27 protein-coding genes are annotated in these 25,203 nt (G+C 64.7%); 16 read left to right on the top strand and 11 right to left on the bottom strand.

Features of this window, described 5'->3' with window-relative positions; all coding sequences use genetic code 11:
• Positions 1 to 91: 91 nt before the first annotated feature.
• Entirely contained in the window at positions 92 to 613 is a 522-nt protein-coding gene (locus tag XI05_RS30870; RefSeq protein ID WP_271508887.1) for a cupin domain-containing protein, read from the bottom strand.
• Positions 614 to 839: 226 nt separating this feature from the next.
• Positions 840 to 2,030 carry a glutamine-hydrolyzing carbamoyl-phosphate synthase small subunit gene (gene carA / locus XI05_RS30865; RefSeq protein WP_271508884.1) on the bottom strand — a complete coding sequence of 397 codons (1,191 nt, stop codon included), beginning with the start codon at positions 2,028 to 2,030 and terminating at the stop codon, positions 840 to 842.
• Positions 2,031 to 2,176: 146 nt separating this feature from the next.
• On the opposite strand from carA, the gene XI05_RS30860 reads away from it, so the two are divergent.
• Positions 2,177 to 2,878 (top strand): alpha/beta fold hydrolase, encoded by a 702-nt coding sequence (locus XI05_RS30860; protein ID WP_271508882.1) that lies wholly within the window; start codon positions 2,177 to 2,179, stop codon positions 2,876 to 2,878.
• 4 nt (positions 2,879 to 2,882) lie between these two features.
• Here the strand turns inward: XI05_RS30860 and XI05_RS30855 are convergent, their stop codons facing one another.
• On the bottom strand, positions 2,883 to 3,251 hold the full coding sequence (locus XI05_RS30855) for a hypothetical protein (protein ID WP_260382212.1): 369 nt from the start codon (positions 3,249 to 3,251) through the stop codon (positions 2,883 to 2,885).
• A 74-nt stretch (positions 3,252 to 3,325) separates the two neighbouring features.
• Between XI05_RS30855 and XI05_RS30850 the strand changes: the two genes are divergently transcribed.
• The 6 genes from XI05_RS30850 (at position 3,326) to XI05_RS30825 (ending at position 8,259) form a co-directional block, all read left to right on the top strand.
• On the top strand, positions 3,326 to 3,781 hold the full coding sequence (locus XI05_RS30850; protein ID WP_271508879.1) for a GatB/YqeY domain-containing protein: 456 nt from the start codon (positions 3,326 to 3,328) through the stop codon (positions 3,779 to 3,781).
• Between the two features lie 147 nt (positions 3,782 to 3,928).
• On the top strand, positions 3,929 to 5,065 hold the full coding sequence (locus XI05_RS30845) for an epoxide hydrolase family protein (RefSeq protein ID WP_271508877.1): 1,137 nt from the start codon (positions 3,929 to 3,931) through the stop codon (positions 5,063 to 5,065).
• Between the two features lie 191 nt (positions 5,066 to 5,256).
• Complete coding sequence (locus tag XI05_RS30840) at positions 5,257 to 6,867, top strand: acyl-CoA synthetase (RefSeq protein WP_271508874.1); 1,611 nt, start codon at positions 5,257 to 5,259, stop codon at positions 6,865 to 6,867.
• A gap of 26 nt (positions 6,868 to 6,893) precedes the next feature.
• Positions 6,894 to 7,361 carry a MarR family winged helix-turn-helix transcriptional regulator gene (locus XI05_RS30835; RefSeq protein WP_271508871.1) on the top strand — a complete coding sequence of 156 codons (468 nt, stop codon included), beginning with the start codon at positions 6,894 to 6,896 and terminating at the stop codon, positions 7,359 to 7,361.
• Positions 7,362 to 7,459: 98 nt separating this feature from the next.
• Positions 7,460 to 7,813, top strand: coding sequence for a nuclear transport factor 2 family protein (locus XI05_RS30830; RefSeq protein WP_271508869.1), 354 nt, complete (start codon positions 7,460 to 7,462; stop codon positions 7,811 to 7,813).
• Positions 7,814 to 7,815: 2 nt separating this feature from the next.
• A complete protein-coding gene (locus XI05_RS30825) occupies positions 7,816 to 8,259 on the top strand; it encodes a hypothetical protein (protein ID WP_271508866.1) in 444 nt (147 codons plus the stop codon).
• Between the two features lies 1 nt (position 8,260).
• On the opposite strand, the gene XI05_RS30820 is transcribed toward XI05_RS30825, so the two are convergent.
• On the bottom strand, positions 8,261 to 10,489 hold the full coding sequence (locus tag XI05_RS30820) for an ATP-binding protein (RefSeq protein WP_271508863.1): 2,229 nt from the start codon (positions 10,487 to 10,489) through the stop codon (positions 8,261 to 8,263).
• Positions 10,490 to 10,726: 237 nt separating this feature from the next.
• Here XI05_RS30820 and XI05_RS30815 point away from each other — a divergent pair, with 237 nt between their 5' ends.
• Positions 10,727 to 11,497 (top strand): DUF2189 domain-containing protein, encoded by a 771-nt coding sequence (locus XI05_RS30815; protein WP_271508860.1) that lies wholly within the window; start codon positions 10,727 to 10,729, stop codon positions 11,495 to 11,497.
• Positions 11,498 to 11,682: 185 nt separating this feature from the next.
• Here XI05_RS30815 and XI05_RS30810 read toward each other — a convergent pair whose 3' ends face one another.
• Genes XI05_RS30810 through XI05_RS30800 form a run of 3 tightly spaced genes read right to left on the bottom strand, consistent with a single transcriptional unit; the run spans position 11,683 to position 12,969 of the window.
• On the bottom strand, positions 11,683 to 12,195 hold the full coding sequence (locus XI05_RS30810) for an SRPBCC family protein (RefSeq protein WP_271508858.1): 513 nt from the start codon (positions 12,193 to 12,195) through the stop codon (positions 11,683 to 11,685).
• Complete coding sequence (locus XI05_RS30805; protein WP_271508855.1) at positions 12,192 to 12,662, bottom strand: SRPBCC family protein; 471 nt, start codon at positions 12,660 to 12,662, stop codon at positions 12,192 to 12,194. The genes XI05_RS30810 and XI05_RS30805 overlap by 4 nt, the downstream gene beginning before the upstream one ends.
• On the bottom strand, positions 12,655 to 12,969 hold the full coding sequence (locus XI05_RS30800; RefSeq protein WP_212259926.1) for an ArsR/SmtB family transcription factor: 315 nt from the start codon (positions 12,967 to 12,969) through the stop codon (positions 12,655 to 12,657). Before XI05_RS30800 ends, XI05_RS30805 begins: the two co-directional genes overlap by 8 nt.
• Before the next feature lie 124 nt (positions 12,970 to 13,093).
• Between XI05_RS30800 and XI05_RS30795 the strand changes: the two genes are divergently transcribed.
• Positions 13,094 to 13,711, top strand: coding sequence for a LysE family translocator (locus XI05_RS30795; RefSeq protein WP_271509378.1), 618 nt, complete (start codon positions 13,094 to 13,096; stop codon positions 13,709 to 13,711).
• Positions 13,712 to 13,715: 4 nt separating this feature from the next.
• On the opposite strand, the gene XI05_RS30790 is transcribed toward XI05_RS30795, so the two are convergent.
• Entirely contained in the window at positions 13,716 to 14,519 is an 804-nt protein-coding gene (locus tag XI05_RS30790) for an N-formylglutamate amidohydrolase (RefSeq protein WP_271508852.1), read from the bottom strand.
• A 76-nt stretch (positions 14,520 to 14,595) separates the two neighbouring features.
• Between XI05_RS30790 and XI05_RS30785 the strand changes: the two genes are divergently transcribed.
• Positions 14,596 to 14,994, top strand: a complete 399-nt coding sequence (locus XI05_RS30785; protein ID WP_271508851.1) for a gamma-glutamylcyclotransferase family protein — start codon at positions 14,596 to 14,598, stop codon at positions 14,992 to 14,994.
• On the opposite strand, the gene XI05_RS30780 is transcribed toward XI05_RS30785, so the two are convergent.
• Positions 14,991 to 15,554, bottom strand: coding sequence for a chlorite dismutase family protein (locus XI05_RS30780; RefSeq protein WP_271508848.1), 564 nt, complete (start codon positions 15,552 to 15,554; stop codon positions 14,991 to 14,993). The two genes, XI05_RS30785 and XI05_RS30780, sit on opposite strands and share 4 nt — an antisense overlap.
• Before the next feature lie 266 nt (positions 15,555 to 15,820).
• Between XI05_RS30780 and dnaG the strand changes: the two genes are divergently transcribed.
• The 3 genes from dnaG (at position 15,821) to XI05_RS30765 (ending at position 21,163) form a co-directional block, all read left to right on the top strand.
• Positions 15,821 to 17,821, top strand: a complete 2,001-nt coding sequence (gene dnaG / locus XI05_RS30775; protein WP_271508846.1) for a DNA primase — start codon at positions 15,821 to 15,823, stop codon at positions 17,819 to 17,821.
• A 377-nt stretch (positions 17,822 to 18,198) separates the two neighbouring features.
• Positions 18,199 to 20,340 (top strand): RNA polymerase sigma factor RpoD, encoded by a 2,142-nt coding sequence (gene rpoD, locus XI05_RS30770; protein WP_271508843.1) that lies wholly within the window; start codon positions 18,199 to 18,201, stop codon positions 20,338 to 20,340.
• Positions 20,341 to 20,770: 430 nt separating this feature from the next.
• The gene (locus tag XI05_RS30765; protein WP_271509377.1) at positions 20,771 to 21,163 is read left to right on the top strand and encodes a DCC1-like thiol-disulfide oxidoreductase family protein; all 393 of its coding nucleotides are present in this window, start codon (positions 20,771 to 20,773) and stop codon (positions 21,161 to 21,163) included.
• Between the two features lie 18 nt (positions 21,164 to 21,181).
• Here the strand turns inward: XI05_RS30765 and XI05_RS30760 are convergent, their stop codons facing one another.
• Entirely contained in the window at positions 21,182 to 21,418 is a 237-nt protein-coding gene (locus tag XI05_RS30760; protein ID WP_157285020.1) for a hypothetical protein, read from the bottom strand.
• A 577-nt stretch (positions 21,419 to 21,995) separates the two neighbouring features.
• On the opposite strand from XI05_RS30760, the gene XI05_RS30755 reads away from it, so the two are divergent.
• Complete coding sequence (locus XI05_RS30755; RefSeq protein ID WP_271508842.1) at positions 21,996 to 22,802, top strand: lytic murein transglycosylase; 807 nt, start codon at positions 21,996 to 21,998, stop codon at positions 22,800 to 22,802.
• Positions 22,803 to 22,982: 180 nt separating this feature from the next.
• Here XI05_RS30755 and XI05_RS30750 read toward each other — a convergent pair whose 3' ends face one another.
• The gene (locus XI05_RS30750; protein ID WP_271508840.1) at positions 22,983 to 23,813 is read right to left on the bottom strand and encodes an SDR family NAD(P)-dependent oxidoreductase; all 831 of its coding nucleotides are present in this window, start codon (positions 23,811 to 23,813) and stop codon (positions 22,983 to 22,985) included.
• 120 nt (positions 23,814 to 23,933) lie between these two features.
• Here XI05_RS30750 and XI05_RS30745 point away from each other — a divergent pair, with 120 nt between their 5' ends.
• Both XI05_RS30745 and XI05_RS30740 read left to right on the top strand, forming a co-directional pair.
• Positions 23,934 to 24,308: a response regulator gene (locus XI05_RS30745; RefSeq protein WP_271508838.1), complete on the top strand. Its 375-nt coding sequence runs from the start codon at positions 23,934 to 23,936 to the stop codon at positions 24,306 to 24,308.
• Positions 24,309 to 24,353: 45 nt separating this feature from the next.
• Positions 24,354 to 24,965 carry a LysE family translocator gene (locus XI05_RS30740; protein ID WP_271508835.1) on the top strand — a complete coding sequence of 204 codons (612 nt, stop codon included), beginning with the start codon at positions 24,354 to 24,356 and terminating at the stop codon, positions 24,963 to 24,965.
• Positions 24,966 to 25,203 lie beyond the last annotated feature (238 nt).

Genomic DNA, 25,203 nt, shown 5'->3' with positions numbered 1-25,203 from the left:
CACCAACTGGATTGTACGGATGGAGCGGTGGGCACGGCGCGCAACGGCGCGCCTTTGCGCACCCTACCGCACCGCTGCGCCGCGCTCGCAGTTACCGCCACAACCGCATCAATGCCCCATCCTTCCCCGTCACGGGATCAGCCGGCGGCAGCGCGACGTGTGGAATCGTCTTCAGCGCTTTGGCATGATTCTCCGGCGTTGCCCGCGTGATCTCCATCTTCGCGCCCGGTGGATAGGCGCCGATCACGCAGAAATCATCGCTCGCCTTGATGCATTGATGCCCGGTGCCGGCGGGCAGGATCGCAACGTCGCCGGCCTGGATCTGAAGCTCCTGGCCATGGTCGCCGCCGAAGCGGACGCGGGCGCTGCCGCGCGCGACGCCGAGCACCTCATGCACCGTCGCATGATAATGCAGATAATCGTAGACGCCGTTGCGCCACGTCCCGCCCCAGCCGTTCGCTTCGAACAGAAGTTCGATCGTCTCTTCCGGGCGCTTCGGGTCGAGCTTCACCGCGCCCTGGTAGACCAGGAACGGAAGGATGTTGTTCGGCACGAGACCGTCATCCTCGAACACGATGGCGAGCGGCTCGGCCTTGTCGCGGACGACGGACATGCCTGGGCTCCGGTGCAAGGGTAGCAGGAATCAACGAGAGGAGCGAAACGGTGTTCCTCGTTCCACCGTCATTCCGGGGCGACGCGCAGCGTCGAACCCGGAATCCATCTCGCTGCAGAGTCTGTTGCCAGATGGATTCCGGGCTCGCGCTACGCGCGCCCCGGAATGACGAAAAGCCCGGGGCGAGCCCGGGCTTTTGTCGTGAAGTATCAGGGATGAACGCGCCTTACGCGCTCTTCTTCTGCCGCATCAGGTCGGCGAAGCGCTGGAACAGATAGTGCGAGTCGCGCGGGCCGGGTGAGGCCTCGGGGTGGTACTGCACCGAGAACACCGGCTTGCCGTCGAGCTGGATGCCGCAATTGGAGCCGTCGAACAGCGAGATGTGGGTTTGCGTCGCGCCCTTCGGCAGCGTCGTCTCGTCCACCGCAAAGCCGTGGTTCATCGAGGTGATCTCGACCTTGCCGGTGGTCTCGTCCTTGACGGGATGATTGGCGCCGTGATGACCCTGATGCATCTTCTTGGTTCTAGCGCCGACGGCGAGCCCCAGCATCTGGTGGCCGAGGCAGATGCCGAAAGTCGGCGTGCCCGACTTGATCACGTCCCGGATCACAGGCACGGCGTACTTGCCGGTCGCAGCCGGATCGCCGGGCCCGTTCGACAGGAACACCCCATCGGGCTTCAGCGCCAGGATGTCTTCGGACGAGGTCGTCGCCGGCACCACCGTCACCTTGCAGCCGACGCCGGCGAGCAGGCGCAGGATGTTGCGCTTGATGCCGTAGTCGATGGCGACGACGTTGAATTCGGGCTTGTCCTGCCGGCCAAAGCCTTTGTCCCAGGCCCAGGGCGTCTCGTCCCAAGTGAAGCGCTGGCCGCTCGTCACCATCGGCACGAGGTCCATGCCTTCGAGGCCCGGCCACTCGCGCGCCTCTTCCTTGAGGCCATGCAGATCGAACTCGCCGGTCTTGGAATGCGCGATCACGGCGTTGGGCATGCCCTTGGAGCGGATCAGCGCGGTCAGCGCGCGGGTGTCGATGCCGGAGAGGCCGATGATGCCGCGCGCCCTGAGCCAGGCGTCGAGATGCTTGGTGGCGCGATAGTTCGAGGGATCGGTGATCGCGGTGCGCAGGATCACGCCGCGCGCGCCCGGCGTCGCCGCCATGTTCACCGTCTCGATGTCGTCCTCGTTGGTGCCGACATTGCCGATATGCGGGAACGTGAAGGTGATGAGCTGGCCGGCATAGGAGGGATCGGTCAGGATCTCCTCATAGCCGGTCATCGCCGTGTTGAAGCAGACCTCGCCGACGGCGTGGCCTTCGGCGCCGAGGCCAAAGCCCTCGAGCACCGTGCCGTCGGCAAGCACGAGGAGCGCGGTCGGTTTGTGGTCCGGCCAGGCGGGATCGTTGTCATGTTGTGTCATGAGCCCGCTTCATAAGCCCCTCGCGCACGCCCGTCAAAGCGGAGAAGGGCCGATTCACATGCGTTTTTGCATATTTGACAGGCCCCCGCGGCGCCTTAAGCTCGGCCGGCTAATTTCCGGCAAATCTTGGGGCTTGCGAGGCAATTATGGACCGGACGACCCCGATTGTGCTGGTTCCGGGGTTGGCATCCTCGGCCCGCATCTATGCGCCCGTGATCCCCGCGCTCTGGCGTTTCGGACCGGTGACGGTTGCCAACCACATCCGCGACGACAGCATGGCGGCGATCGCCCGCCGCATCCTCGCCGAGGCGCCGCCGCGCTTCGCCCTCGCCGGCCATTCCATGGGTGGCTACATCGCGTTCGAGATCATGCGCCAGGCCAGCGAGCGCGTGACGAAGCTCGCGCTGATCAACACGCAGGCGCGGCCCGACACGCCGGAGGCAACCGCGCGCCGCCGTGCCCAGATGGAGCGCGCCAGGCGCGGCGAGCTCCGCGCCGTCCGCGCGGAGAGCTTTCCGGAGCTCGTGCATCCGTCGCGGCGTGATGATGCCCAGATTCTCGAGCTCGTGCATGCGCAAGACGAGGACGTCGGCGTCGAAGGTTATCTGCGGCAGCAGACCGCGATCATCGCACGGGCGGATTCGCGGCCGACCTTGGCGACGATCAAATGCCCGACGCTGGTGCTGACGGGCGATGCCGACAACACCATCCCGAATGCGCTCTCGAAGGAAATGGCCGAGGGCATCGCCGGTGCGAGGCTCGTGATCCTCGATCGCTGCGGACACCTGCCGCAAGCCGAACAGCCGCAAGCGACGGTGCAGGCGCTCACCGAATGGCTCGCGAGCTAAGCACTCATCCGCAATAGGCGGCCTTGGTCCATAGCGGCACGAGGAAGAAGCCAACCACGGCGATATCCACCGCGTAAAGCACGCGCCGGGTTTTCGTGGAGACCGGATTCGTCGAGAATTCGCCTTCGTAGACCACGAGCGGATCGAACTTTGGCTCCCAGCCGAGCTTGTAGGTCAGCAGGGATATGAAGTCGTAGACCGGCAGGTACAGCAGAAGGACCAGAAAGAGGCCGTTCGCCGCGATCGCAAGCCAGGACGATCCCGTTTCTCCGGTGAAGGCCGGAAGCGAGCCGCAGGTGTAGGGGCCGAAACGGCTGGCCCAGAGCACCACGAGGCAGACAGCCAACATGGCGAGATGCTTTCCGGTCTTCATGCAAGCACCTATATTGACCCGACATCTTGTTGTAGACCACGAGTCTTTCCGGACTGTTTCCAAACGAGGCGATCATGCTGCGCGACGACATCAACAATGCGGTCAAGGAGGCCATGAAGGCCAAGGACGAGCGCAAGCTGTCCACGCTGCGCATGGTCAACTCGACCATCAAGAATGCCGACATCGACGCGCGCGGCAGCGGCAAGCCGCCGCTGTCGGATGGCGACATCCTCGCGGTGCTGCAGAAGATGATCAAGCAGCGCCAGGAGGCGGTCGAGCTCTACGACAAGGGCGGCCGCGCCGAGCTTGCCGCGCAGGAGCGCGAGGAGATCGCGGTGATCTCGGCGTATCTGCCGAAGCAGATGTCGGAGGACGACGTGAAGAAGGCGATTGCGGATGCGATCGCCGAGACCGGCGCTGCCGGCATGAAGGACATGGGCAAGGTGATCGCCGTGCTGCGCGCGAAATACGCAGGGCAGATGGATTTCGGCAAGGCGTCTGGTCTCGTGAAGACAGCGCTGTCAGGTTGAGCTGTCATTCCGGGGCGACGCGAAGCGTCGAGCTGTGATGCGCAATTGCGCATCAGAGAATCCATCGGGCCACCGCCTTTGTTGCGAAATGGATTCCGGGCTCGCGCTGTGCGCGCCCCGGAATGACAAAAGAACAGGGGAGGCACGATGACCGCCATCAACCCATTTCGCATCGCCATCGGCGACGACATCCTCGCCGACCTGAAGGCGCGCCTTGCCCGCACGCGCTGGCCGGAGGCCGAACTGGTCGACGACTGGAGCCAGGGCGCGCCGCTGAAATGGATCCAGGATATCTGCACCTACTGGGCCGACGATTACGACTGGCGGGCCCGCGAGGCAAAGCTCAATCGCTTCGCGCAGTTCACCACCGGGATCGACGGGCTCGACATCCACTTCATCCATGCGCGCGCGAAGGAGCCGTCGGCGCTGCCGTTGATCATCACCCATGGCTGGCCCGGCTCGATCGTCGAGTTCCAGAAGGTGATCGCGCCGCTCACCGATCCCGCCGCGCATGGCGGCAATCCCGCCGATGCTTTTCACGTGATCTGTCCCTCGCTGCCGGGCTTCGGCTTCTCGGGCAAGCCAAGGACCACCGGCTGGGGCGTCGATCGCATCGCCGCGACCTGGGCCAAGCTGATGGACCGTCTCGGCTATGCGCGCTACGGCGCGCAAGGCGGCGACTGGGGCTCGGCGGTGACGACCTCGCTCGGCGCGCAGGACCCCGCTCATTGCGCCGGCATCCATATCACGCTCGCCTTCAACGCGGCGCCGAAGGTCGAGGGTGAGCCGACGGCAGAGGAGAAGCGCGCGCTTGCCGGCCTCAAGCATTATGTCGATCTCGATTCCGGCTACTCCAAGCAGCAATCGACGCGGCCGCAGACGCTCGGCTATGGCCTGACGGATTCGCCGAGCGGGCAGGCGGCCTGGATCCTGGAAAAGTTCTGGGCCTGGACCGATTGCAATGGTCATCCCGAGAACATCTTCAGCAAGGACGAGCTGCTCGACAACGTCATGCTCTATTGGGCGACGCAGACGGCGACGTCGTCGGCGCGGCTCTATTGGGAGAGCTTCGGCAAGCGCCGCACCACGCCGGTGGTGAAGGTGCCGACGGGCGTCGCGGTGTTTCCGAAGGAGATCATCACGCCGGTGCGGCGCTGGATGGAACCGAACTTCCCCAACATCACGCATTGGAGCGAGATGGAGAAGGGCGGTCACTTCGCCGCCTTCGAGCAGCCGGAGCTGTTCGTGCGCGATGTCAGGACGTTCTTTGCGACGGTGCGATAAAGCCCCGCTGTCATTCCGGGGCGCCCGCAGGGCGAGCCCGGAATCCATCGGGCCGCAGAAACGCTGCGCAATGGATTCCGGGCTCGACGCTGACGCGTCGCCCCGGAATGACGTCGCGGGGGCTCTTGTCCCGAGCACTCACAGCTCTAGACTGGGCCATAACAACAAGACACCGGGAAACGACCAAGCCCATGCTCACCGAAGCCGCAACCTACGACGAACTCGTCCGCAACTTCCGTTGGGACATCCCCGCGCGCTTCAACATGGCGGAGGCGTGCTGCGATCGCCATGCCGACGGCAGCGGCCGGCTTGCGCTGATCTATGTCGACGAGACCGGTGCCACCAGCCGCACCTCGTTCGACGTGGTCGCGGAGATGTCGCGCCGTTTCGCCAATGTGCTTAAGGCCGACGGACTTGTCCGCGGCGACCGCGTCGCGGTCTTCCTGTCGCAGTCGCTGGAATTGCCGATCGTGCACATGGCGGCGTTTCGCTCCGCCATGATCTCGATCCCGCTGTTCGCCCTTTTCGGGGAGGACGCGCTGGAGTTCCGTCTGTCGAACTCCGAGGCCAAGGCGATCGTCACCGACGAGGGTGGCTGGGAAAAGCTGTCGAAGATCCGCGACCGCCTGCCGGAGCTGAGGAACGTCTACATCGTTGGCGCGCGCGCCCCCGCCGGCACGACAGCGTTCTGGGATGCGGTGAAAGCCGCTTCGCCCGACTTCGCGCGCGCGGATACTTCGGCCGACGATCCCGCGCTGATCATCTACACCTCGGGCACGACGGGCAATCCCAAGGGCGCGCTGCATGCGCATCGTGTCGTGCTCGGCCATTTGCCGAATGTCGAGATGTGCCACAATTTCTTACCCAAGCCCGGCGATCTCATGTGGACGCCGGCGGACTGGGCCTGGATCGGCGGGCTCATCAACGGCCTGCTCGCGTTCTGGTACCACGGCATTCCGCTGGTCGGCCATCGCGCGCGAAAATTCGAGCCGCAGGCCGCGATGCAGATGATGGCCGATCTTTCCGTCCGCAACGTCTTTCTGCCGCCGACGGCCCTGAAGCTGATGCGGCAGGCCGGCGTCAAGCATTCCGGCGTGAAGCTGCGCAGCATCTTCACCGGCGGGGAGTCGCTCGGCGGTGAATTGCTCGGCTGGGTGCGCGAGACGTTTGGTATCGACGCACATGAGGTGTTCGGCCAGACCGAGTGCAATCTCGTGGTCGGCAGCAACGCGAACCTGTTTCCGATCCGCCCGGGTTCGATGGGCAAGGCAACGCCCGGCTTCGACGTTCGAATCGTCAACGACAAGGGCGAGGAATTGCCGCGCGGTCAGCGCGGCATCATCGGCGTGCGCCAGCCGTGCCCCGTCACCATGCTCGAATATTGGCGTAATCCGGAGGCGACGGCGAAGAAATATGCCGGCGACTTCCTGCTCACCGGCGATCTCGGCGTGCAGGACGAGGACGGCTATTTCTGGTACGTCAGTCGCGAGGACGACGTCATCACCACCGCCGGCTACCGCGTCGGCCCTTCCGAGATCGAGCACACGCTGATGAAACATCCGTCGGTGGCAATGGCTGCGGTGGTCGGCATTCCCGATCCGATCCGCACCGAATCGATCAAGGCCTGGATCGTGCTGCGTCCGGGCTTTGCCGGCAGCGATGCACTCGCGCGCGAGATCCAGGACTTCGTCAAGGTGCAACTCGCCGCGCACGAATATCCGCGCTTCGTCGAGTTCGCCGACACGCTGCCGATGACGGCGACAGGCAAGGTGCTGCGCCGCGAGCTGCGGGCCAAAGGCTGACTTCTTACAAGGGCTGGCTTCCGACCATGGCAAAGACGTCTCAAGCCGCGGGGCTTCACCGCGCCTCACTTGCAAAGCTGCACGAGCTCGATGCGGCGCTGGAGCTGATGTACTACGGCTGGCGCGGCATGACTCTGGAGGCCGACGCATATCTTGCCAAGCAGGGCCTGTCACGTCCGCACCATCGCATCCTCTACGTGGTGGCGCGCCGGCCCGACATCGCCATCGGCGCGCTGATCGAGATCCTCGGCATTTCCAAGCAGGCCCTCAACCGTCCGCTCAATCTGCTCGTGGAGCGCAAGCTCGTGACTTCAAAGCGCGCGCCGGAGCAGCACCGCTCGAAACTGCTGCGCCTGACGGAAGCGGGGCGGCGCATCGAGCAACGGGCCTCGGACCACGAGCGTCAGGTCCTGCGCGAGGCGTTCGTGCGCGCCGGGGCGAGCGGTGCGGCGGGATGGATCGGCGTGATGGAGGCGATCGCCGACAACAATTGATGGATATATCAAGTCAACATAGTTGACATGAGGCGTGCGCTTTGCCACCTTGCCGGCCACAAGCCAAGGGGAGGATCCGTGTCGTGAGCGGACACGCAATGGACCGCGCGGCCGCCGCAAGCTTCGTCGCGGCATGGTGCGCGAACTGGTGCAAAGTGGACATCGACGCGGTCGTCGCCCATTTCGCCGACGATGCGCAGATGCGCAGCCCTCTCGCTCTCACTCTGACGGGGTCTCCGACCGTCACCGGCGCCGAGAACATCCGCGTCTACTGGCGCAAAGCCTACGGCCACATCGAAACTGCCGACCTGAAGATCCTGGGCTGGAGCTGGGACGAGGCGATCGCGCGGCTGACGGTGTGGTGGCAATTGGGCGACACGCGCGCCAGCGAATTCATGGACTTCGACGATGCGGGCCGTGTAGTGCGCAGTGAAGCTTTTTACGGGAAATAGCGATGCGATTTTCATATATCGTCCTGCTCCTCAACACGCTCTGGTTCGTCGGGGCGTTCATCCAGTTCAGCATCGCGCAAACCAACACGTTGAAAATCCTGCTGCCGCGGGAAGAGCGCAGCAATCCGATCGCGCCGACCCTTGCGGCGAGCGTCGCGTTCCTCGGCGGCATGAATCTGCCGATCGGTCTCTTGTCGCTCTATCTGCTGGCGGCCCGTCCGCCCTTCTTCCAGCCGGTCGAAGCGCAGCTCGCGCTGTTTCTGTTCTTCGCCGCCTGCCATTTCAGCCAGTTCGCCTACAACGTCCCGGTGCTGATGCGCGGCGGCCGCGTCGGAGTGGCCTATTGGCCGGTGTTGAAGGGCCCGATGCTGCGGATCTTCGTCATCGATGCGGCTCTGTTCGCGGCCAATCTCGCAGTAGCGCTGCAGCTCACGATCGCGTCCTGATCTACCGCGGCGGCTCCGACAGGGCCGTGCGCAGCATCGCGGCGAGATCCTTGCGCCGGAACGGCTTGGTCAGAATGCGCGCGTCGATCCCGTCGGGCGTCTTGACCGGATCCTGGCTGTAGCCGGACGTGAAGAGCATCTTGAGTCCAGGCCGCAGTTGAACGGCCTGTCTCGCCAGCTCCGGCCCGAACATGCCGCCGGGCATCACGACGTCGGTGAACAAAAGCTGGATGTCCCCGGACTGGCGCAGCGCGTCCAGCGCCGCGGGTCCGTTCGCCGTCGAGATGACGCGGTAGCCGAGCGCCTTCAGCTCGTTCTCGACATAGGCGCGCACCATGTCGTCGTCCTCGACGACGAGGATCGTCTCGTGGCCCTCGGGTGCGGCGACACGCTCTGCCGGTGACGGCGCCTCGTTCGGCGACGTCGCGAGGCGGGGAAAGAACAGCCGGACCACGCTGCCTTGACCCGGTTCGGACTGCATCTGCACGAGCCCGCCGGATTGTTGCGCAAAGCCGTAGACCATGCTGAGGCCGAGGCCGGTCCCCTTGCCGACCTCCTTGGTGGTGAAGAACGGCTCGAACGCGCGCCCCAACACCTCGCTGCTCATGCCGGACCCGGTATCCTTCACGGCCAGCATGACGTAGTCGCCGGGCCGCGGCTCGCCGTTGACGTCGAGGTCGGATTCGCCGAGCGATGCATTGCGCACCTCGACCGTCAGCTTGCCGCCGTCAGGCATCGCGTCGCGCGCGTTGAGCACGAGGTTGAGCACGGCCGTCGCCAATTGGCCGGGATCGACGCTGGCGAGCCATAGATCCGGCGCGAACGTGAAGCTTGATTCGATGTGCTCGCCCAGGGTCCGCTGCAGAAGCTGCCTCATGCCGGTCACCTGCTCGGCGATGTCGATCTCTCGCGGCCGCAGCGGCTGCTTGCGCGCGAAGGCGAGCAGGCTTCGTGTCAGGTCGGAGCCGCGCTCGGCGGCGGTGGCAATGTCGTCGGCGATCCGGTGTAATTCCTTGTTGCCCGCAAGCCTGTCGGCGAGGTGCTCGGAATTGCCGAGAATGACGGTCAGGAGATTGTTGAAATCGTGCGCCACGCCGCCCGTGAGCTGTCCCATGGCTTCCATCTTCTGGGACTGGCTGAGCTTGTGGCTGAGATCGGCGATGGCGGCGCGCTGCTGCTCGAGCGATTCGGCCGTGCTGTTGAGCAGGGTCATCAATCCGCCGAGCTCGCCGCCCGGGTGAGGCTCCGGAATGCGCGCGCTGAGATCGCCGCGTCCGAGGCTCTTCGCCATGGCGGCGAGCCGCCCGACCTGCCGTCCGATGCTCACGGTCGTGAGAATCCAGAGGCCGGCGAGGAGCAGCAGCGAGGCCACTGCCAGAATTGCCATGTCCTCGTAGAGCCGGCGGTTCGCTGCCGCGACCAGTCCGTCCTTGGACCGCCCCACCAAAATGTAGAGTCCGGCCTTGCGGATCGCCGGCGAGCGGGCAGCGCCCCAGATCTGCGTGCGGCCCCCGCGATCGGTGATCTCCCGGAATGGCTCGCCATCGGGCGCTGCCGCGAAGCGGAACAGGTCGGAGCCCGCAATGGATCCGCCGACGGGTACGCTCCAGCCGCCACCCTTGGGCGCGGCCAGGACCGTGCCTTTGGCGTCGACGAACAGGATGTCCTTCTCGGCGAGCAGCCGCTTGTGGTGAAACTCCGCGAATTTGTTCAGGTTGAACGATGCGAGCAGCACGAATTTCAGCGCGCCCGTATCCGATCGCACCGGATAGGCGATCTGCAGCACCGACAGTCCGGTGAGACGGCCGAACACCGGCTCCACCGCGACGACGCCTTGGAGATTCTTGACCTCCTTGAAATAGCTGCGGTCGTTCAGGTCGAGCGTGCGGTTGGTCCGCAGCGAGTCACAGAACAGTCTGCCGTCGGGATCGATGGTCAGGATACCCGTGAACTGCGGATATTCCTCGCGGACGTCCGACAGAAACGCCGAGCATGCCGCCTTGTCGCGCGTGTCGAGGTCGCGGGCGCGGGCGAGCCCGTAATGAAGTTGCGAAGTGCCCTGGATCTTCTCGCCGAGATCGCTGGCGATGTCGTCGGCCGATGCGGCGAGATTGGCCAGCGCCGCGTCGATCTCGCTGGCCCGGTTCTGCACGAACCGCAGCCCCACCAGAATCGCCGGCACGAGCATGGCCGCGATGACGAGGATCAGTAACCGGGTACGCAGGCTCATCGGTGGGTGATCTGCTCTCTCGGGCGAGGGTGCTCGGAGGTACAATTTGCGGCACGAGCATCCGCCCCGTCCATAGCCGCCCGCGCGAAAATCGCGCGAAAGGCTTAAGATTTCGGGAGCGGTGTTGCGTCGCTGCTCCCGATCGCGCCGGCCGGCCTCGAGTTGCGCCGCCGCGCGGCGGCGCTAATATCGCGGCATGCGCGCGACGAAGATCGCGCCGATGGGCGGAGGGAGCTGATGTCCATCTCGGGCAAGGTCGATCCGGTGGTGCGTCCGGTGGCGGCGGCCGACATCGCCGAGGCGCTGGTGGAGGGCCTGCGCGATTTCCAGGCGCTGCCGCTCTATGGTCTCTGCTTCGGCGCGCTCTACGCCGGCGGCGGCATCGTCATCATGCTCTGTCTCACCGCCTTCGGCATGGTCTATCTGGTCTATCCCCTCGCTGCCGGTTTTGCGCTGATCGGTCCGTTCGTTGCGATCGGCCTTTACGAAGTCAGCCGGCGCCGCGAGCGCGGCGAGCCGGTCTCGTTCTCTGCGATCTGGTTCGCGATCCGCGCGCGCAGCGAGATCGGCTGGATGGCCTTCGTGACGTTGTTCATGTTCGTGATCTGGATGTACCAGGTGCGGCTCCTGATCGCGCTGCTGCTCGGCCTCAACGCTTCGTTCTCGAGCTTGCAGGAGTTCATGACGGTGGTGCTGACGACCAGCGAGGGCCTGCTGTTTCTGGCCATCGGCAATGCGGTCGGGGCCGTGCTGTCGCTGATCCTGTTCTCGCTGACCGTGGTGTCGTTCCCGCTGCTGCTCGATCGCGAGGTTGATTTCGTCACGGCCATGGTGACGAGCGTGCGCGCGGTGGTGACGAGCCCGCTGCCGATGATCGGTTGGGCCGCCGTGATCGTGATGCTGCTGATCGTCTCGGCGCTGCCGTATTTTCTAGGGCTGATCGTGACGTTGCCGGTGCTTGGGCATGCGACCTGGCATCTCTACCGGCGGCTGGTGGTGCCGGTGTAGGCCCCCGCGAAGTGCCGTAGGGTGGGCAAAGCGAAGCGTGCCCACCGCTCTGTGCTGTATTGAGTCAATGGTGGGCACGGCGCAAGTGCGCCTTTGCCCACCCTACGATATCTGCATGATGGATTCTCTGATGCGCAATTGCGCATCATAGCTCGCGCTCCGCGCGCCCCGGAATGCCACGGCGCCTACGGCGTCTTGATGCCCATCGCCTTCAGCGCCTCCAGCAACCTCACCGGCGGGGCCATCTTGATCTGCGGCGCCTTGCCCGTTTCCAGCAGGCTCTTGAGGCCCGACAGGATCGCGGGCCAGCCGGTGCGACCGCCGGAAAGGATGTCGTCGCTGAGCTCGCGGTCGTGACGTTCGCTCATGGTGAGGCGGACGGCTTCGCCGGCCTGCTCGATCTCGTAGGTGACAATGGTGATGCCGAGCTTCTCGACGAGGCCCGGCCAATTGACGTTCCAGCTCACCGTGAGCCTCCTCGGCGGATCGTACTCGAACACTTCGCCACGGATGTGCTCGGAGCCGTCGGGCGCGTGCACGATGAAACTGCCGCCGAGCTTCGGCTCCATCTCCACCGCAAAGCCGGAGAAATATTTTCGGCTGAACGCGGCGGATGTGAGCGCCTCCCACACCTTCTCCGGTGTCGAGGCGATGTAGATGGTGTAGACGGTCAGCGGCTTGAATTGATCGAGGTTCATTTTGCGTCGAATCCCTTGTTCAGCGCCGTGCGCGGGATGGCGAGGACCTGGCCTCTCTCCAGCAGGCTCTTGAGCCCGGACAGGATCGCCGGCCAGCCGTTGGAGATGGCGCCGAGATATTTGCCGCCCTCGACAAAGCCGTCATGCAGCACGGTCAAACGCACGAGCGGGCCGAACGGTTCGAGCGTGAAGACGACGCGCGAGGCCGGCTCGTCGCGCAGTTCCTCGAACTTGTGGTGCTTGAAGCTGTAGGACAGGCGCCGCGGCCGATCGGATTCCAGGATCTCGCCGGAATCGGTGACCTCGCCATCGAGCAGAAGCGCGAAGGGCGAGCCGAGCTTCCAGTCCGAGCGAACCTCGGCGCCGAACCAATATTGCCTGGTGAACTCGCTCGACGTCAGCGCCTGCCACAGCTTCTCGGGCGTGGTCTCGATGTAGGTCACGTAGACGAACTTCGGCTTACTCATCGCGCTTCTCCAACTGGCGTTTCAGTTCGCTGAGCGCGGCTAACTTGCTGCGCTCGAACTTCTTGATCCAGCGTTCGCCGATCTGATGGATCGGCACCGGGTTGAGATAATGCAGCTTCTCGCGGCCCTGCCTGATGGTCGTCACCAGATTGGCCTCTTCGAGAATGACAAGGTGCTTTGTGACGGCCTGCCGCGTCATGGCGAGGCCCTCGCAAAGCTCGTTCAACGTCTGGCCGTTCCTGGTGTGAAGCCTGTCGAGCAGCGACCGTCGTGACGCATCGGCGAGCGCTTTGAAGACTTCATCCATGGTCGCGATAATAGGCAACCAAACGGTTGCATGTCAAGAAGGCGAAGAGAGAGGGAACGTCTTCCGTTCCAGCCCTCGCCATGCATTAATGCGGCAAAACCGCCTTCAGCGAGTCTCTTCCATGATGTCCATGCAAGCCTACCTCGCCTTCGTCGCCGCCTGCATTGCGCTGGCGCTGCTGCCGGGGCCGATCGTCACCCTCGTCATCGCCAATGGCTTGCGCCACGGCACGCGTGCGGCGCTCATCAACGTGGCCGGCGCGCAGGCCGGGCTTGCCATCGTCATCGGCATCGTCGCGATCGGCCTGACCTCGCTGATGGCGACCATGGGCTATTGGTTCGATTGGGTGCGCTTTGCCGGCGCCGCCTATCTCGTCTGGCTCGGCATCAAGCTGATCTGGGCGCCGGTCGAGGGCGTCGATATCGACGCGCCGCCACCGCCGCCGCGCGGCGGCTTCTTCCTGCAGGGCTTCCTGGTGCTGCTGTCGAATCCGAAGGTGCTGGTGTTCTTCGGCGCCTTCATCCCGCAGTTCATGGACATGAGCCAATCGCACTTCCCGCAGGTCGCGCTGCTGGGTGTCACCTTCATGGTGACGGCCGTGCTGACCGATGCGCTCTACGCGATTGCCGCCGGGCGCGCGCGAAAATTCTTCTCGGCGCGGCGCACGCGGATGATGTCGCGCATCTCCGGCGGCTTCATGATCGGCGGCGGCATCTGGCTGGCGCTGACGCGGGCGAAGTGACCGCTTACGCCATTCCCTGGTTGCGCAGCGTTGTCTCGATCTCTCTAAGGATCCGCGCCAGCCGCTCGGCCCATTGCTGCTGGCCGCTCTCCTCAGTGATCAGATCCTGGCGGATCTCGATGCCGGTGTTGACGAGGCCGCGCGCCTCGCCGTGGACCGGGATGGTGTAGTCGGTGATGTCGCTCACCGCGTAAGGCTGGTTGTCGCCGACGACGAGCGCGCGCTCGTCCCGCAAATGCTGCAGCATCAGCCGCGGCAGCACGGTGTCGCGGCGATAGAGCGTGCCGATGTGCCAGGGCCGCGGCTCGCCGTAATAGACTGGCGTGAAGCTGTGCAGCGCCACCAGTACCGTCGGCTTGCCAGCGTTGACGCGCGCTTCGATCGCCGCGCCAATCCGGCGGTGATAGGGGTCGAAGATCTCGCGCCGGCGCATCTCCTTGGCCGCGGCCGACAGATCCTCATTGCCGGGGATGGCGGTCGCCTCGGAGATCACGGGGATCGAGCTTGCGACACCGGGCGGGCGGTTGCAATCGATCACCAGCCGCGAATAGCGCTGCGCGATCAGATGCGCATCGAGCATCTCGGCGAGCCGCTCGGCGACACCGGCGATGCCGATGTCCCAGCCGATGTGCCTGACGAGATCGCTGTCCGCGACGCCGAGATCGCCGAGCGCGCGCGGCAGCACCCGTCCGTAATGGTCCGCGGTGAGCAGGAACGGCGATGTCCCTGCCGCATTCACCTCATGCACGGGCGGAATGTCGCCCTCTCCGAGCAATTGATCTGCTACGTCGGCAATGTCCAAAGCCATCCTGATTTGCCTATGGAATGACAATCTGTGTAAACGGAGTAGCGGTATCGCACCGACGCCGCAACGTTGGAACAGCATGAGCTCGGATCGACTCTTCGTTTACGGCACCCTGATGCGCGGCTTCGACCACCCGATGGCGCGGCTGCTCGCGGGCCATGCCGAATTCCTCGGCGAAGCCACCTGCCGCGGCCGGCTCGTTCTGGTGAAGCACTATCCGGGATTGCTGCTCTCCGAGGCGCCGGCGGACATTGTTCATGGCGAGCTCTTTCACCTGCGCGTGCCGGACGAGCTCTTGCGCGAGCTCGACATGTACGAGGCCTGCGGCGAGGGCTTTCCCGAGCCGACCGAATATCTGCGCCGGCTGATTGACGTGACGCGTCCGGACGGGACTATCGAGAAGGCCTGGACCTACATCTACAACTGGCCCGTCACTGAACTGCCGATCATCGAGTCCGGGCGCTTTCTCGAGCACTAGCCCGACAGCACTTCCTTCACTACGCGCACGTCGACCTCGCGCTCGACATAGGTCCACTCCTCGGTCCGCCGCAGCATCGCCACCAACTCCTCGAACAGCGAGGCGTGCGCGGGGGCGAATTCGAACCAGGTCAGGAAATCGAAGGGGCCGCCGAGGTCGCGGCAGTGATAGAGCTGGCGCGCGATCGCCGGCAGAAAACGAAGACTGCTGGCGATGTGGTGCGACTTGTCCTCGAAAATCTTGCGGCGCTCTTCCTGGGTCAGCTCCCACCAGGCCTGCGACTTGCGGATCGGGATCAACGCCGCGCTGGTGGCTTCCAGCCGGCCGAGGCCGGCTTGCACGGCGACGAGCTGCTGCTTCTCGGCCCGCTCGGTGTAGCGCAGGCTGCTCGCAACGCCGACCAGCCGCCAGGCATTGCGCGAGGGCACCAGCGGCAACGAGACGGCGTCGCTGTCGGTCACCGACAGCGCCGGCACGAAGGGCAGGGGCTCGCCCGTCACTGGCGAAATCGAGGTCACCCGCCAGCCCCCGCTGTGGCCGCCGCGAAAGGTCCTGAACATGGGGGTATGGAAGCGTGGAACTGGGCGCGGTTCAAGTGGCTCGTCATTCCGGGGCGCGCCCCTTGGCGCGAGCCCGGAATCCATTGGGCCGCGGGAATGCTGGGAGAAATGGATTCAGGGCTCGATGCTCCGCATCGCCCCGGAATGACGGCCCTGTGCATAGGTCGAATAGTCAGGATAAGCCCGACAAACCTGGCCTTTGGCCGCGCCGCACCTATATCCCTGATCCTTCGCCCGACTCACCCGGTTCGCGCTACACAGAGCCCATGCGCTTCACACCCCAGTTCCTCGACGAGCTTCGTGCCCGGCTTTCGGTCTCCGAGGTCGTGGGCAAGCGCGTCAAGCTGAAGAAGGCGGGGCGGGAGTGGAAGGGGTTGTCGCCGTTCCAGCAGGAGAAGACGCCGTCCTTCTACGTCAACGACCAGAAGGGTTTTTATCACGACTTCTCCTCGGGCAAGCACGGCGACATCATCAGCTTCGTGATGGAGACCGACGGCCTGCCGTTCGCCGAGGCGGTGGAGCGGCTCGCCAACATGGCGGGCCTGCCGCTGCCGGCGGTGACGCCCAACGCGGCGCGCGAGGAGCAGCGGCGGCGCTCGCTGCATGACGTGATGGAGCTCGCGGCAAAATTCTTCGCCGAGACGCTGGCTTCGCGCGTGGGTGCGAAGGCGCGCGGCTATCTCGCCGATCGCGCCATCTCGCCGGCGACGCAATTGCAGTTCCGCCTCGGCTATGCGCCGGGTGAAAAATTCGCGCTGAAGGAGCATCTCGGCAAGCTCGGCGTCTCCGTCGAGGACATGGTCGAGACCGGGCTGCTCATCGGCGGCGAGGACATTCCCGTGCCTTACGACCGCTTCCGCGATCGCGTGATGTTTCCGATCACGGATCTGCGCGGCCGCGTCATCGCCTTCGGCGGGCGCGCGCTGGAGAAGGACGTTCCGGCAAAATATTTGAATTCGCCGGAGACGCCGCTCTTCCACAAGGGCGACAATCTCTACAACCACCAGACCGCGCGCAAAGCCACCCATGACGGCAGCCCGCTGATCGTGGTCGAAGGCTATGTCGACGTCATCGCCATGGTCACCGCGGGCTTTGCCGGCAGCGTCGCGCCGCTCGGCACCGCGCTGACCGAGAGCCAGCTCGCGCTGCTCTGGAAAATGGCGGACGAGCCGATCCTCTGCTTCGACGGCGACCGCGCCGGACAGAAGGCCGCGTATCGCGCCGCCGATCTCGCGCTGCCATTCCTCGCACCCGGCAAGAGCTTGCGCTTTGCGCTGCTGCCCGAAGGTCAGGACCCTGACGATCTCGTGCGCTCCGGCGGGCGCGGCGCGATCGAGGAGGTGATCGGAGCCGCCCGTCCGCTCGCCGACATGATCTGGTCGCGCGAGCTCGAAGGCGGCAATTTCGCCACGCCCGAGCGGCGCGCCGCGCTCGAGGCCCGCATCAAGGACCTCACCAACGGCATCCGCGATGAGGTGGTGCGGCGCTATTATCGCGATGACTTCGTCGAGCGGCTGCAGCGCACCTTCGCGCCCGAAGGCGGGCGCGGCTTTGGCAGCCGGGGCAATTTCCGCCCCGGTGGCGGCCGGCCGTTCCAGCCGCGGGGCGGGCCGAATCGATTCGGCGGACAGGGGTTAGGCGGCGGCCGCCGCGGCGCCCCGGGTCCGACCCTGCTGCCCTCCGGCCCCTACCAGGCGGCGAGCCCCCAGTTGGCGGCAAGCCCGATCATGCGGGGCCAGCGCAGCGCCATCTCCCGTCGCGAAGCCTTGATCCTGCAAAGCCTGATCAACCACCCCTGGCTGCTGCACGAGCATCTGGAGGAGGTCGCCGCTTTGGAGCTGGCCCATCCCGAGGCCCACAAGCTCCGGGCCGGCATCATCGCCGCCTTCGCCAACGACCATCACCACTCGCCGGACCCCGGCGAGCAGGCCGAAAGGATGCGCGGCGACCTCGAGAAGGGCGGATTTTCTCAAGCTCTTCAAAGGGTTGAGAATGTCATCACGACCCAGGCGGTGTGGGCCGCCCGCGAGGGCGCGGCCCGGGATGACGTTCTTGCCACCTGGCACCAGCTGGTTGCCTTGCATCGGCAATACCATTCACTACTTAGAGAGCTGAAAGACGCCGAGCTGGCCCTGGGGGAGGATCCCAGCGAGGCCAATTTGGCGTGGCTGCGTGACGTCAAGGCTCGGATAGGGGAAGTCGACGGTACCGAGGCCCTGATCGAGGGTTTTGGCGAGCTGTCGGGCCGGCTCCAGAAGAGCATGTGATGAAAGAATCATGCGGACGGCCGCGGCCGGAACCGCTAAAAGACTCGCCAAATCCATGATTTGGCGGCAAAAACAGGGTTAATCGAGGCTTAACGGTCTTGTAGCACTTTGGCCCAGAGGCGGCCGCAGGCATAACAGACGCGTCAGGAATGAATCCGCGCAATCGCTGTTGGCACTACACCTGCATCCGCCGCGACAAAGAGGCTGACGAAGCGTTAGGCAATTCCGGCGAGAGAAAGTTGGGGGTGGCGAGAGGTTTGTGCGCCGCCCTTTCCGTGTCGAGAGCTGCCGAAGCGAGAGCGTCGAGCAACAGGTTCATGTGAATTCACGCGAAGGCGCGGCGGGCGTCTCGCATGAAGCGCGTTTAGGAGCAATGGATGGCCACCAAGGCAAAGACGCTGCAGGCGAAGGACAAGGAAAAAGACGACAAGGCAGCGGATGCGCCGGAGAAGGATTCCCAGGACGCGCCCTCGCCCTTGCTCGACCTGTCCGACGCGGCCGTGAAGAAGATGATCAAGCAGGCCAAGAAGCGCGGCTTCGTGACCTTCGATCAGCTCAACGAAGTCTTGCCGTCCGACCAGACCTCGCCCGAACAGATCGAGGACATCATGTCGATGCTCTCGGACATGGGCATCAACGTCACCGAAGCCGACGATAGCGAAGGCGAGGAGGAGAAGGACGAGGGCGAGGACGAGACCGATAACGAGCTCGTCGAGGTCACCCAGAAGGCCGTCACCGAGGTCAAGAAGAGCGAGCCGGGCGAGCGCACCGACGATCCCGTGCGCATGTATCTGCGCGAGATGGGCACGGTCGAGCTGCTCTCCCGCGAGGGCGAAATCGCGATCGCCAAGCGCATCGAGGCCGGCCGCGAGGCGATGATCGCGGGCCTCTGCGAAAGCCCGCTGACCTTCCAGGCCATCATCATCTGGCGCGACGAGCTCAACGAGGGCAAGATCTTCCTCCGCGACATCATCGATCTCGAAGCGACCTATGCCGGCCCGGACGCCAAGGGCGGCATGAACAACGCGATGATCGCAGGTCCCAATGGCGAGGGCGGCGAAGCCTCCGCCGAGGGTGGCGAAGCCGCCGCGTCTGCCGCCGCGCCCGCCCATGTCGCGCCGCCCGCCGCGCCGCCGTCGCCGACCCCGTTCCGCGCCGCGCCTGCCGGTGGCGGTGCTGAGGCCGGCGAGGAGAAGGATCCCGGCGAGGCTGCGGCCGAAGCCGACATGGACGACGACGAGTTCGAGAACCAGATGTCGCTCGCGGCGATCGAGGCCGAGCTCAAGCCGAAGGTGGTCGAGATCTTCGATCGCATCGCCGACAGCTACAAGAAGCTGCGCAAGCTTCAGGAGCAGGACATTCAGAACCAGCTCCAGAACGAGTCGCTCTCGCCGCACCAGGAGCGCAAGTACAAGAAGCTGAAGGACGAGATCATCGTCGAGGTGAAGTCGCTGCGCCTCAACCAGGCCCGCATCGACTCACTCGTCGAGCAGCTCTACGACATCAACAAGCGCCTCGTCTCGCATGAGGGCCGCCTGATGCGCCTTGCCGACAGCCACGGCGTCGCGCGCGAGGATTTCCTGCGCAACTACACCGGCTCCGAGCTCGACCCGCGCTGGCTCAACCGCGTCTCGAAGCTGTCGGCCAAGGGCTGGAAGAACTTCGTCCACCACGAGAAGGACCGCATCAAGGACCTGCGCCACGAGGTGCATCAGCTCGCCGCGCTGACCGGCCTCGAGATCGTCGAGTTCCGCAAGATCGTGCACTCCGTGCAGAAGGGCGAGCGCGAGGCACGCCAGGCCAAGAAGGAGATGGTGGAAGCCAACCTCCGTCTCGTGATCTCGATCGCCAAGAAGTACACCAACCGCGGCCTGCAGTTCCTCGACCTGATCCAGGAAGGCAACATCGGCCTGATGAAGGCGGTCGACAAGTTCGAGTACCGCCGCGGCTACAAGTTCTCGACCTACGCCACGTGGTGGATCCGGCAGGCGATCACCCGCTCGATCGCCGACCAGGCCCGCACCATCCGCATCCCCGTGCACATGATCGAGACGATCAACAAGATCGTGCGCACGTCCCGCCAGATGCTCAACGAGATCGGCCGCGAGCCGACCCCGGAAGAGCTCGCCGAAAAGCTCGGCATGCCGCTGGAGAAGGTGCGCAAGGTCCTCAAGATCGCCAAGGAGCCGCTGTCGCTGGAGACGCCGGTCGGTGACGAAGAGGATTCACACCTCGGCGATTTCATCGAGGACAAGAACGCGATCCTCCCCATCGACGCCGCGATCCAGTCCAACCTGCGCGAGACCACCACGCGCGTGCTGGCCTCGCTGACCCCACGCGAAGAACGCGTGCTCCGCATGCGCTTCGGCATCGGCATGAACACCGACCACACGCTGGAAGAGGTGGGACAGCAGTTCAGCGTGACGCGCGAGCGCATTCGTCAGATCGAGGCAAAGGCGCTGCGGAAGCTGAAGCATCCGTCAAGGAGCAGGAAGCTGCGGAGCTTTTTGGATAATTGATCCGATTCCAATCAGAACGAAAACGGCGGGCCAACAGCCCGCCGTTTTCCTTTGACCCGGCTCTCGCCACGTCATTGCGAGGAGCGCTTGCGACGAAGCAATCCAGGTTGCGGCTTGTACTCACCAGGCGATTGCCCCATGTCCGCTTCTATTCCTACAGCTACAAAAAGAGCGGACGGTGCCCGACTTCCGAGATGAGCCACAGTGGACGTCGTTAGGGTATGAAGGAGATCGTTACTCGACGCGGCCGGGGAGGAATAGGGTTCTGGAATGTCGAGAGGTGCGTTGAAATGGACCCTGCTAGGATGCGCAATCGTATACTTGTTCCTGACGCTATACGCCTCGTCGATAGCGGCGAATCGAAACCAATTCGGATCATACTGTGGATCGCGATCTTAGGTGTTTCCGCATATCTAACAGCCACGTGGAAATGGCGAAAAACAAATTAGGTCGAGAGTCCCACACAAGTCCGCTACGGGTCAACCCGGTCTGCGACGCCGGCATCGACTGGCAGCGCAACAAGCTGCTGGCGCTGGTGCGGGCGGGCACGGTCGAGTTCAGGGACATCAACGAGCAGCCCGATGCGCTGGCGCGCTTTAGCGCTTCGCTCGATGACATCAGACGGCGCCTGCATGCGACCGATGAGGCCGGGCGGCTCATCGTCGGCGCGGATGTCGCGATTGCGCTCTGGCGGCTGACGCCGGGGCAGGGGTGGCTTGCGACGATGCTCGGCAATCGCGCGGCGCTGCCGGTCACGCGATTCTTTTACGACCGGTTTGCCGATCTGCTGTTTGCCTGGAATAGATGGAGCGGGCGCTGGTGAGCGCCTGCCTGTGCCCGCCTACTTCTTCTTCGCCCCGACCCGCTCGATCCGCTTGATCTCCAGCGCCGGCTTGCCGCTCTTCTCCGCGATCTCGCGGTCCTGCTCCATGATGAAGGCGCGGGCGGGTTCGTCGCCGTCGAGGCCGCCGAGGAGTTCGGCTGGCACGCGGCGGTTGGAGCGTTGGGAATCGTCGGCGTAGACGACGTTGAAGAAGGCGAATTCGCCTTTGGGGTTGGTTCCGGGTTTCTTGGCCATGGCGGCTTGTCCTCGATCAGGACGCCGCAGTCAAATGACTTTCGGGACCGTCGCCACGCCCTTCAATAAACGGCGGGCCGAAGCCCGCCGTTTATCTCTTCAGCGTCGCCCGGGGCTGGCAGGGGCGACAACCTAAAATAGAAGGCTATCGCTTGCGCGCTGCGATGGCAAGGCAAATCGTCGCGTGACGATGTCGCAGCAGGCGCATCAGATATGCAGCTGATGAACATCGCGAGTTCCCACAAATTTCGAAAAGCAGATGCTTTGGATCATCGAAGTATTTTATTCATCTTGCCGCGCGCTCGCAACGCAGCGAGAGCGCGCGGGCCTCAACGTCTGGAGCTTGCGATGTTGGCACAATACCACTGTTTTGCCCGACAGTCAATGTGGATTCGGAAAAAGCGCAAGTGTCATCGCGGGACTTCTACTGTGCATGGGGTTGTTTTGCAGTTTTTGTTTCGGCGCCGTCGGTCGGGGGCACCGATATCATTGATCTGGTCGCTTTGACGCTCGCGGCGTTCCCGGGCATGATCCTTAGCACTGCTTCGCACTGGGATTCTCTGGGGGTTTGCTCCACATGCCGAGACTGCTTCTCGCCGCCGCCTTCGTCGTGACTCTGGCCGGCGGATCGGCGCAGGCCGCTCGCTGCGGCGGCGACTTCAACGGCTTCATCGCCAGCATGGCGCAGGAGGCGCAGGCTGGCGGCGTCTCGGCAAGCGTGACCAATGCGGCGCTCGGCGGCGTGACGCCCGACCCTGCGGTTCTCGCCTTCGACCGGCGCCAGCGTTACACCTTCAACAAGAGTTTTGAGCAGTACGTCTCGACCCGCGTCGGCCCCGGCCGCATCAATGGCGGGCGTGCGCTGCTGCAGCGTCATGCCGCGCTGCTGTCGCGCATCGAGCAGCAGTTCGGCGTGCCGCGCTACATCCTCGTTGCGATCTGGGGCCTGGAGAGCGATTTCGGCAAGGGTGACACCGGCAAGCTGCCCGTGATCCGCACGCTGGCGACGCTCGCGCATGATTGCCGCCGCACCGATCTGTTCCAGGGCGAGCTGCTCGCCGCGCTCAAGATCGTGCAGCGCGGCGACCTGCCGCTGCGCGACCTCATCGGCGCCTATGCCGGCGAGATCGGCCAGACCCAGTTCCTGCCGTCGTCCTACATCAAGTACGGCGTCGATTTCGACGGCGACGGCCATGTCGACCTCCGCCACAGCATCCCCGACGTGCTCGCCTCGACCGCGAACCTCCTGAAAACGAGCGGCTTCAAAATGGGCCAGCCCTATGGCGAGGGCACGCCGAATTTCGAGGCGATGCGCGAGTGGAACCGCGCGGTGGTCTATCGCAAGACGATCGGCTATTTCGCCGATCGGCTGATGGGGCAGTGAGGGCTGGTGGCACGAGCGTCCCACATACTCGCTGTCATCGCCCGGCTGACCGGGCGATCCAGTATCCCAGAGAGCGGCGATTGAGCCGAGAAGCCGCGGCGTACTAGATGCCCCGGTCAAGCCGGGGCATGACAGCGGTGGATGGGGCGACAGCGCAGCGCTGGTGAAGAGCCACGCGCCTCACGTCCCCTTCGCCATCTTCTCCAGCCGCCGCTGCAGCGGCGCCCAATACGTCCCAGGGCGGAAGCGCTGCAGCAGGTCCATGAAGCGGGCGTCGTTGCCGATCAGGATGCGCGGCTCGTTCCGCTCGATGCCTCTGATGATGCGCAGTGCGGCGTCCTTCGGCGAGGTCTTCGCCGCGTTCTCGAACCGCTCGATCGACTGCGCGCGGCGGGCATTGTCGGTGACGCCGACGCCGGTGCGCGCGTTGCGCGCGATCGCGGTGGCGACGCCGCCGGGATGCACGACCGACAGCTTCACCGGGCTTCCCGCGACGCTGAGCTCGTGCCGCAGGCTTTCCGAGAAGCCGCGCACCGCGAACTTTGCGGCTGCATAAGCCGATTGGCCCGGCGGGGCGATGATGCCGAAGATCGAGGAGAGGTTGACGATGTGCGCCTCGCCCATCGTCTTCAGATGCGGCAGGAAGGCGCGCGTGCCGTGCACCACGCCCCAGAAATTGACGTCGAACAACCAGTCCATCTGCGCCTGGTCGATCTCCTCGAACGAGCCCATCAGCGCAACGCCGGCATTGTTGACGACGATGCCGAGGGCGGGATGGGCGGCGATCGCCTCGCTTGCGAATTGCGCGATGTCATCAGGCTCGCCGATGTCGACGCGATGCAGGCTGACTTTGCGCGTTGTTCCGATCTCTGCTCCGAGCGCCTTCAATCCGCCCTCGTCGCGATCGGCCAGCGCGAGGTCGCAGCCGCGTTGCGCGAGCTCGATCGCCAGTGCCCGGCCGATGCCGCTCGCGGCTCCCGTGATGGCGGCAGCGCCGCGAATCGTCGTCATGAGGTTCCCCGTCAAGCCCTGTTGCCGGAACTATGCTTTACATTTTTTCAGAATGGAACCGAACCGTAGCCGGCCTCGGTTTTTAACATTCGTTATGAGGGCATGCATTGGGAGCCGCCGATGGGACAAGCGACGCCATTACGCGCGACAGCGCTGATCGTTGAAGACGATGCCATGCAGCGGGAGATGCTTTGTGTCCTGCTGGAGGAGAGCGGCTATCAGGTCATCCAGTGCGAAAGCGCCGAGGCCGCCGAGCGCGTTCTCGACAACAACGCCGGCGCACTCTGCCTGATGCTGACCGACGTGCAGCTGGCCGGCCGCATGAACGGCGTCGAGCTCGCGCATGTTGCCAAGCATCGCAATCCCAAGCTCGACGTCGTCGTCACCTCGGGCCGCCCGCTGAAGCAGGCCTTGCCCGATGGCGCCAAGTTCTGGGCCAAGCCCTGGGCGCCGCTCGACGTGCTGCGCGAGGCCGAGATCGCTCAGCTGTCCTGACGCGCTCGCTTTCTCGCAGCGCGCTGCGGTGATAAGGTCGGGACCATGACCTGGTCCTTCCTGCTCACCTCGCTCATCGTCGTCGCTTCGCCCGGTACCGGCGTGCTCTACACGCTGGCTGCGGCGCTGACCCGCGGTTCGCGCGCCAGCGTGGCGGCCGCCTTCGGCTGCACGCTCGGCATCGTGCCGCACATGGCGGCGGCGATGCTCGGCCTTGCCGCCGTGCTTTACACCAGCGCGCTGGCCTTTGCCGCACTGAAATGGTGCGGCGTCGCCTATCTGCTCTACATGTCCTGGCAGGCGCTGCGCGAGACCGGGGCGCTGGCGGTTGGCGGCGAGATCAGGGAAAGATCGAACAGCCGCGTCATCGTCACCGGCTTCCTGATCAACATCCTCAATCCAAAGCTGTCGATCTTCTTCCTCGCCTTCCTGCCGCAATTCATCGCGGCGGACGAGGCCCATGTGCTGGCGCGCATGCTGGAATTGAGCGGCGCCTTCATGGCGATGACCTTCGCGGTGTTCGTCCTCTACGGCTTCTGCGCTGCCGCGGTGCGCGAGCGCGTCATCTCCCGCCCGGCCGTCATGGCCTGGCTGCGCCGCAGCTTTGCCGCCGGCTTCGCCGCACTCGGCGCCAGGCTGGCGTTGTCGGAGCGGTAGGTGTCTCGTCATCTCTTGCCGCAAGGGCGGGGCGAGGAGCGAATTCTCACGCAATAAAAAAGCGGGCCTTGCGCCCGCCACCTTCGATCGACCCGACGCCCGGGCGGAGCTCACTCCACCCGGGCAAAGAAACAGAAGCCTCGTTACTTCTTCTTCGCCTTCTTGGCCTTTTTCGCCTTCTTCTTCGCCGCCTTCTTCGCTTTCTTAGCCATAGTATCCTCTCAAGGGTTAATGGTGG

Origin of the sequence: Bradyrhizobium sp. CCBAU 11357 (assembly GCF_028128865.1) — a bacterium.
In the GTDB taxonomy this organism is placed as follows: Bacteria; Pseudomonadota; Alphaproteobacteria; order Rhizobiales; family Xanthobacteraceae; genus Bradyrhizobium.
This window is presented reverse-complemented; position numbering and strand designations above follow the sequence as displayed.

Bases quoted from the DNA above. Each gene is read 5' to 3' on its own strand.
- XI05_RS30830 (WP_271508869.1), top strand. From the start codon at position 7,460: ATGGACCGCGCGGCCGCCGCAAGCTTCGTCGCGGCATGGTGCGCGAAC.
- carA (WP_271508884.1), bottom strand. From the start codon at position 2,030: ATGACACAACATGACAACGATCCCGCCTGGCCGGACCACAAACCGACC.
- XI05_RS30840 (WP_271508874.1), top strand. From the start codon at position 5,257: ATGCTCACCGAAGCCGCAACCTACGACGAACTCGTCCGCAACTTCCGT.
- XI05_RS30760 (WP_157285020.1), bottom strand. From the start codon at position 21,418: ATGGCCAAGAAACCCGGAACCAACCCCAAAGGCGAATTCGCCTTCTTC.
- XI05_RS30850 (WP_271508879.1), top strand. From the start codon at position 3,326: ATGCTGCGCGACGACATCAACAATGCGGTCAAGGAGGCCATGAAGGCC.
- XI05_RS30820 (WP_271508863.1), bottom strand. From the start codon at position 10,489: ATGAGCCTGCGTACCCGGTTACTGATCCTCGTCATCGCGGCCATGCTC.
- XI05_RS30795 (WP_271509378.1), top strand. From the start codon at position 13,094: ATGTCCATGCAAGCCTACCTCGCCTTCGTCGCCGCCTGCATTGCGCTG.
- XI05_RS30855 (WP_260382212.1), bottom strand. From the start codon at position 3,251: ATGAAGACCGGAAAGCATCTCGCCATGTTGGCTGTCTGCCTCGTGGTG.
- XI05_RS30780 (WP_271508848.1), bottom strand. From the start codon at position 15,554: ATGTTCAGGACCTTTCGCGGCGGCCACAGCGGGGGCTGGCGGGTGACC.
- XI05_RS30805 (WP_271508855.1), bottom strand. From the start codon at position 12,662: ATGAGTAAGCCGAAGTTCGTCTACGTGACCTACATCGAGACCACGCCC.
- XI05_RS30810 (WP_271508858.1), bottom strand. From the start codon at position 12,195: ATGAACCTCGATCAATTCAAGCCGCTGACCGTCTACACCATCTACATC.
- XI05_RS30815 (WP_271508860.1), top strand. From the start codon at position 10,727: ATGTCCATCTCGGGCAAGGTCGATCCGGTGGTGCGTCCGGTGGCGGCG.
- XI05_RS30785 (WP_271508851.1), top strand. From the start codon at position 14,596: ATGAGCTCGGATCGACTCTTCGTTTACGGCACCCTGATGCGCGGCTTC.
- XI05_RS30870 (WP_271508887.1), bottom strand. From the start codon at position 613: ATGTCCGTCGTCCGCGACAAGGCCGAGCCGCTCGCCATCGTGTTCGAG.
- rpoD (WP_271508843.1), top strand. From the start codon at position 18,199: ATGGCCACCAAGGCAAAGACGCTGCAGGCGAAGGACAAGGAAAAAGAC.
- XI05_RS30845 (WP_271508877.1), top strand. From the start codon at position 3,929: ATGACCGCCATCAACCCATTTCGCATCGCCATCGGCGACGACATCCTC.
- dnaG (WP_271508846.1), top strand. From the start codon at position 15,821: ATGCGCTTCACACCCCAGTTCCTCGACGAGCTTCGTGCCCGGCTTTCG.
- XI05_RS30825 (WP_271508866.1), top strand. From the start codon at position 7,816: ATGCGATTTTCATATATCGTCCTGCTCCTCAACACGCTCTGGTTCGTC.
- XI05_RS30755 (WP_271508842.1), top strand. From the start codon at position 21,996: ATGCCGAGACTGCTTCTCGCCGCCGCCTTCGTCGTGACTCTGGCCGGC.
- XI05_RS30745 (WP_271508838.1), top strand. From the start codon at position 23,934: ATGGGACAAGCGACGCCATTACGCGCGACAGCGCTGATCGTTGAAGAC.
- XI05_RS30835 (WP_271508871.1), top strand. From the start codon at position 6,894: ATGGCAAAGACGTCTCAAGCCGCGGGGCTTCACCGCGCCTCACTTGCA.
- XI05_RS30750 (WP_271508840.1), bottom strand. From the start codon at position 23,813: ATGACGACGATTCGCGGCGCTGCCGCCATCACGGGAGCCGCGAGCGGC.
- XI05_RS30800 (WP_212259926.1), bottom strand. From the start codon at position 12,969: ATGGATGAAGTCTTCAAAGCGCTCGCCGATGCGTCACGACGGTCGCTG.
- XI05_RS30860 (WP_271508882.1), top strand. From the start codon at position 2,177: ATGGACCGGACGACCCCGATTGTGCTGGTTCCGGGGTTGGCATCCTCG.
- XI05_RS30740 (WP_271508835.1), top strand. From the start codon at position 24,354: ATGACCTGGTCCTTCCTGCTCACCTCGCTCATCGTCGTCGCTTCGCCC.
- XI05_RS30790 (WP_271508852.1), bottom strand. From the start codon at position 14,519: ATGGCTTTGGACATTGCCGACGTAGCAGATCAATTGCTCGGAGAGGGC.
- XI05_RS30765 (WP_271509377.1), top strand. From the start codon at position 20,771: ATGGCGAAAAACAAATTAGGTCGAGAGTCCCACACAAGTCCGCTACGG.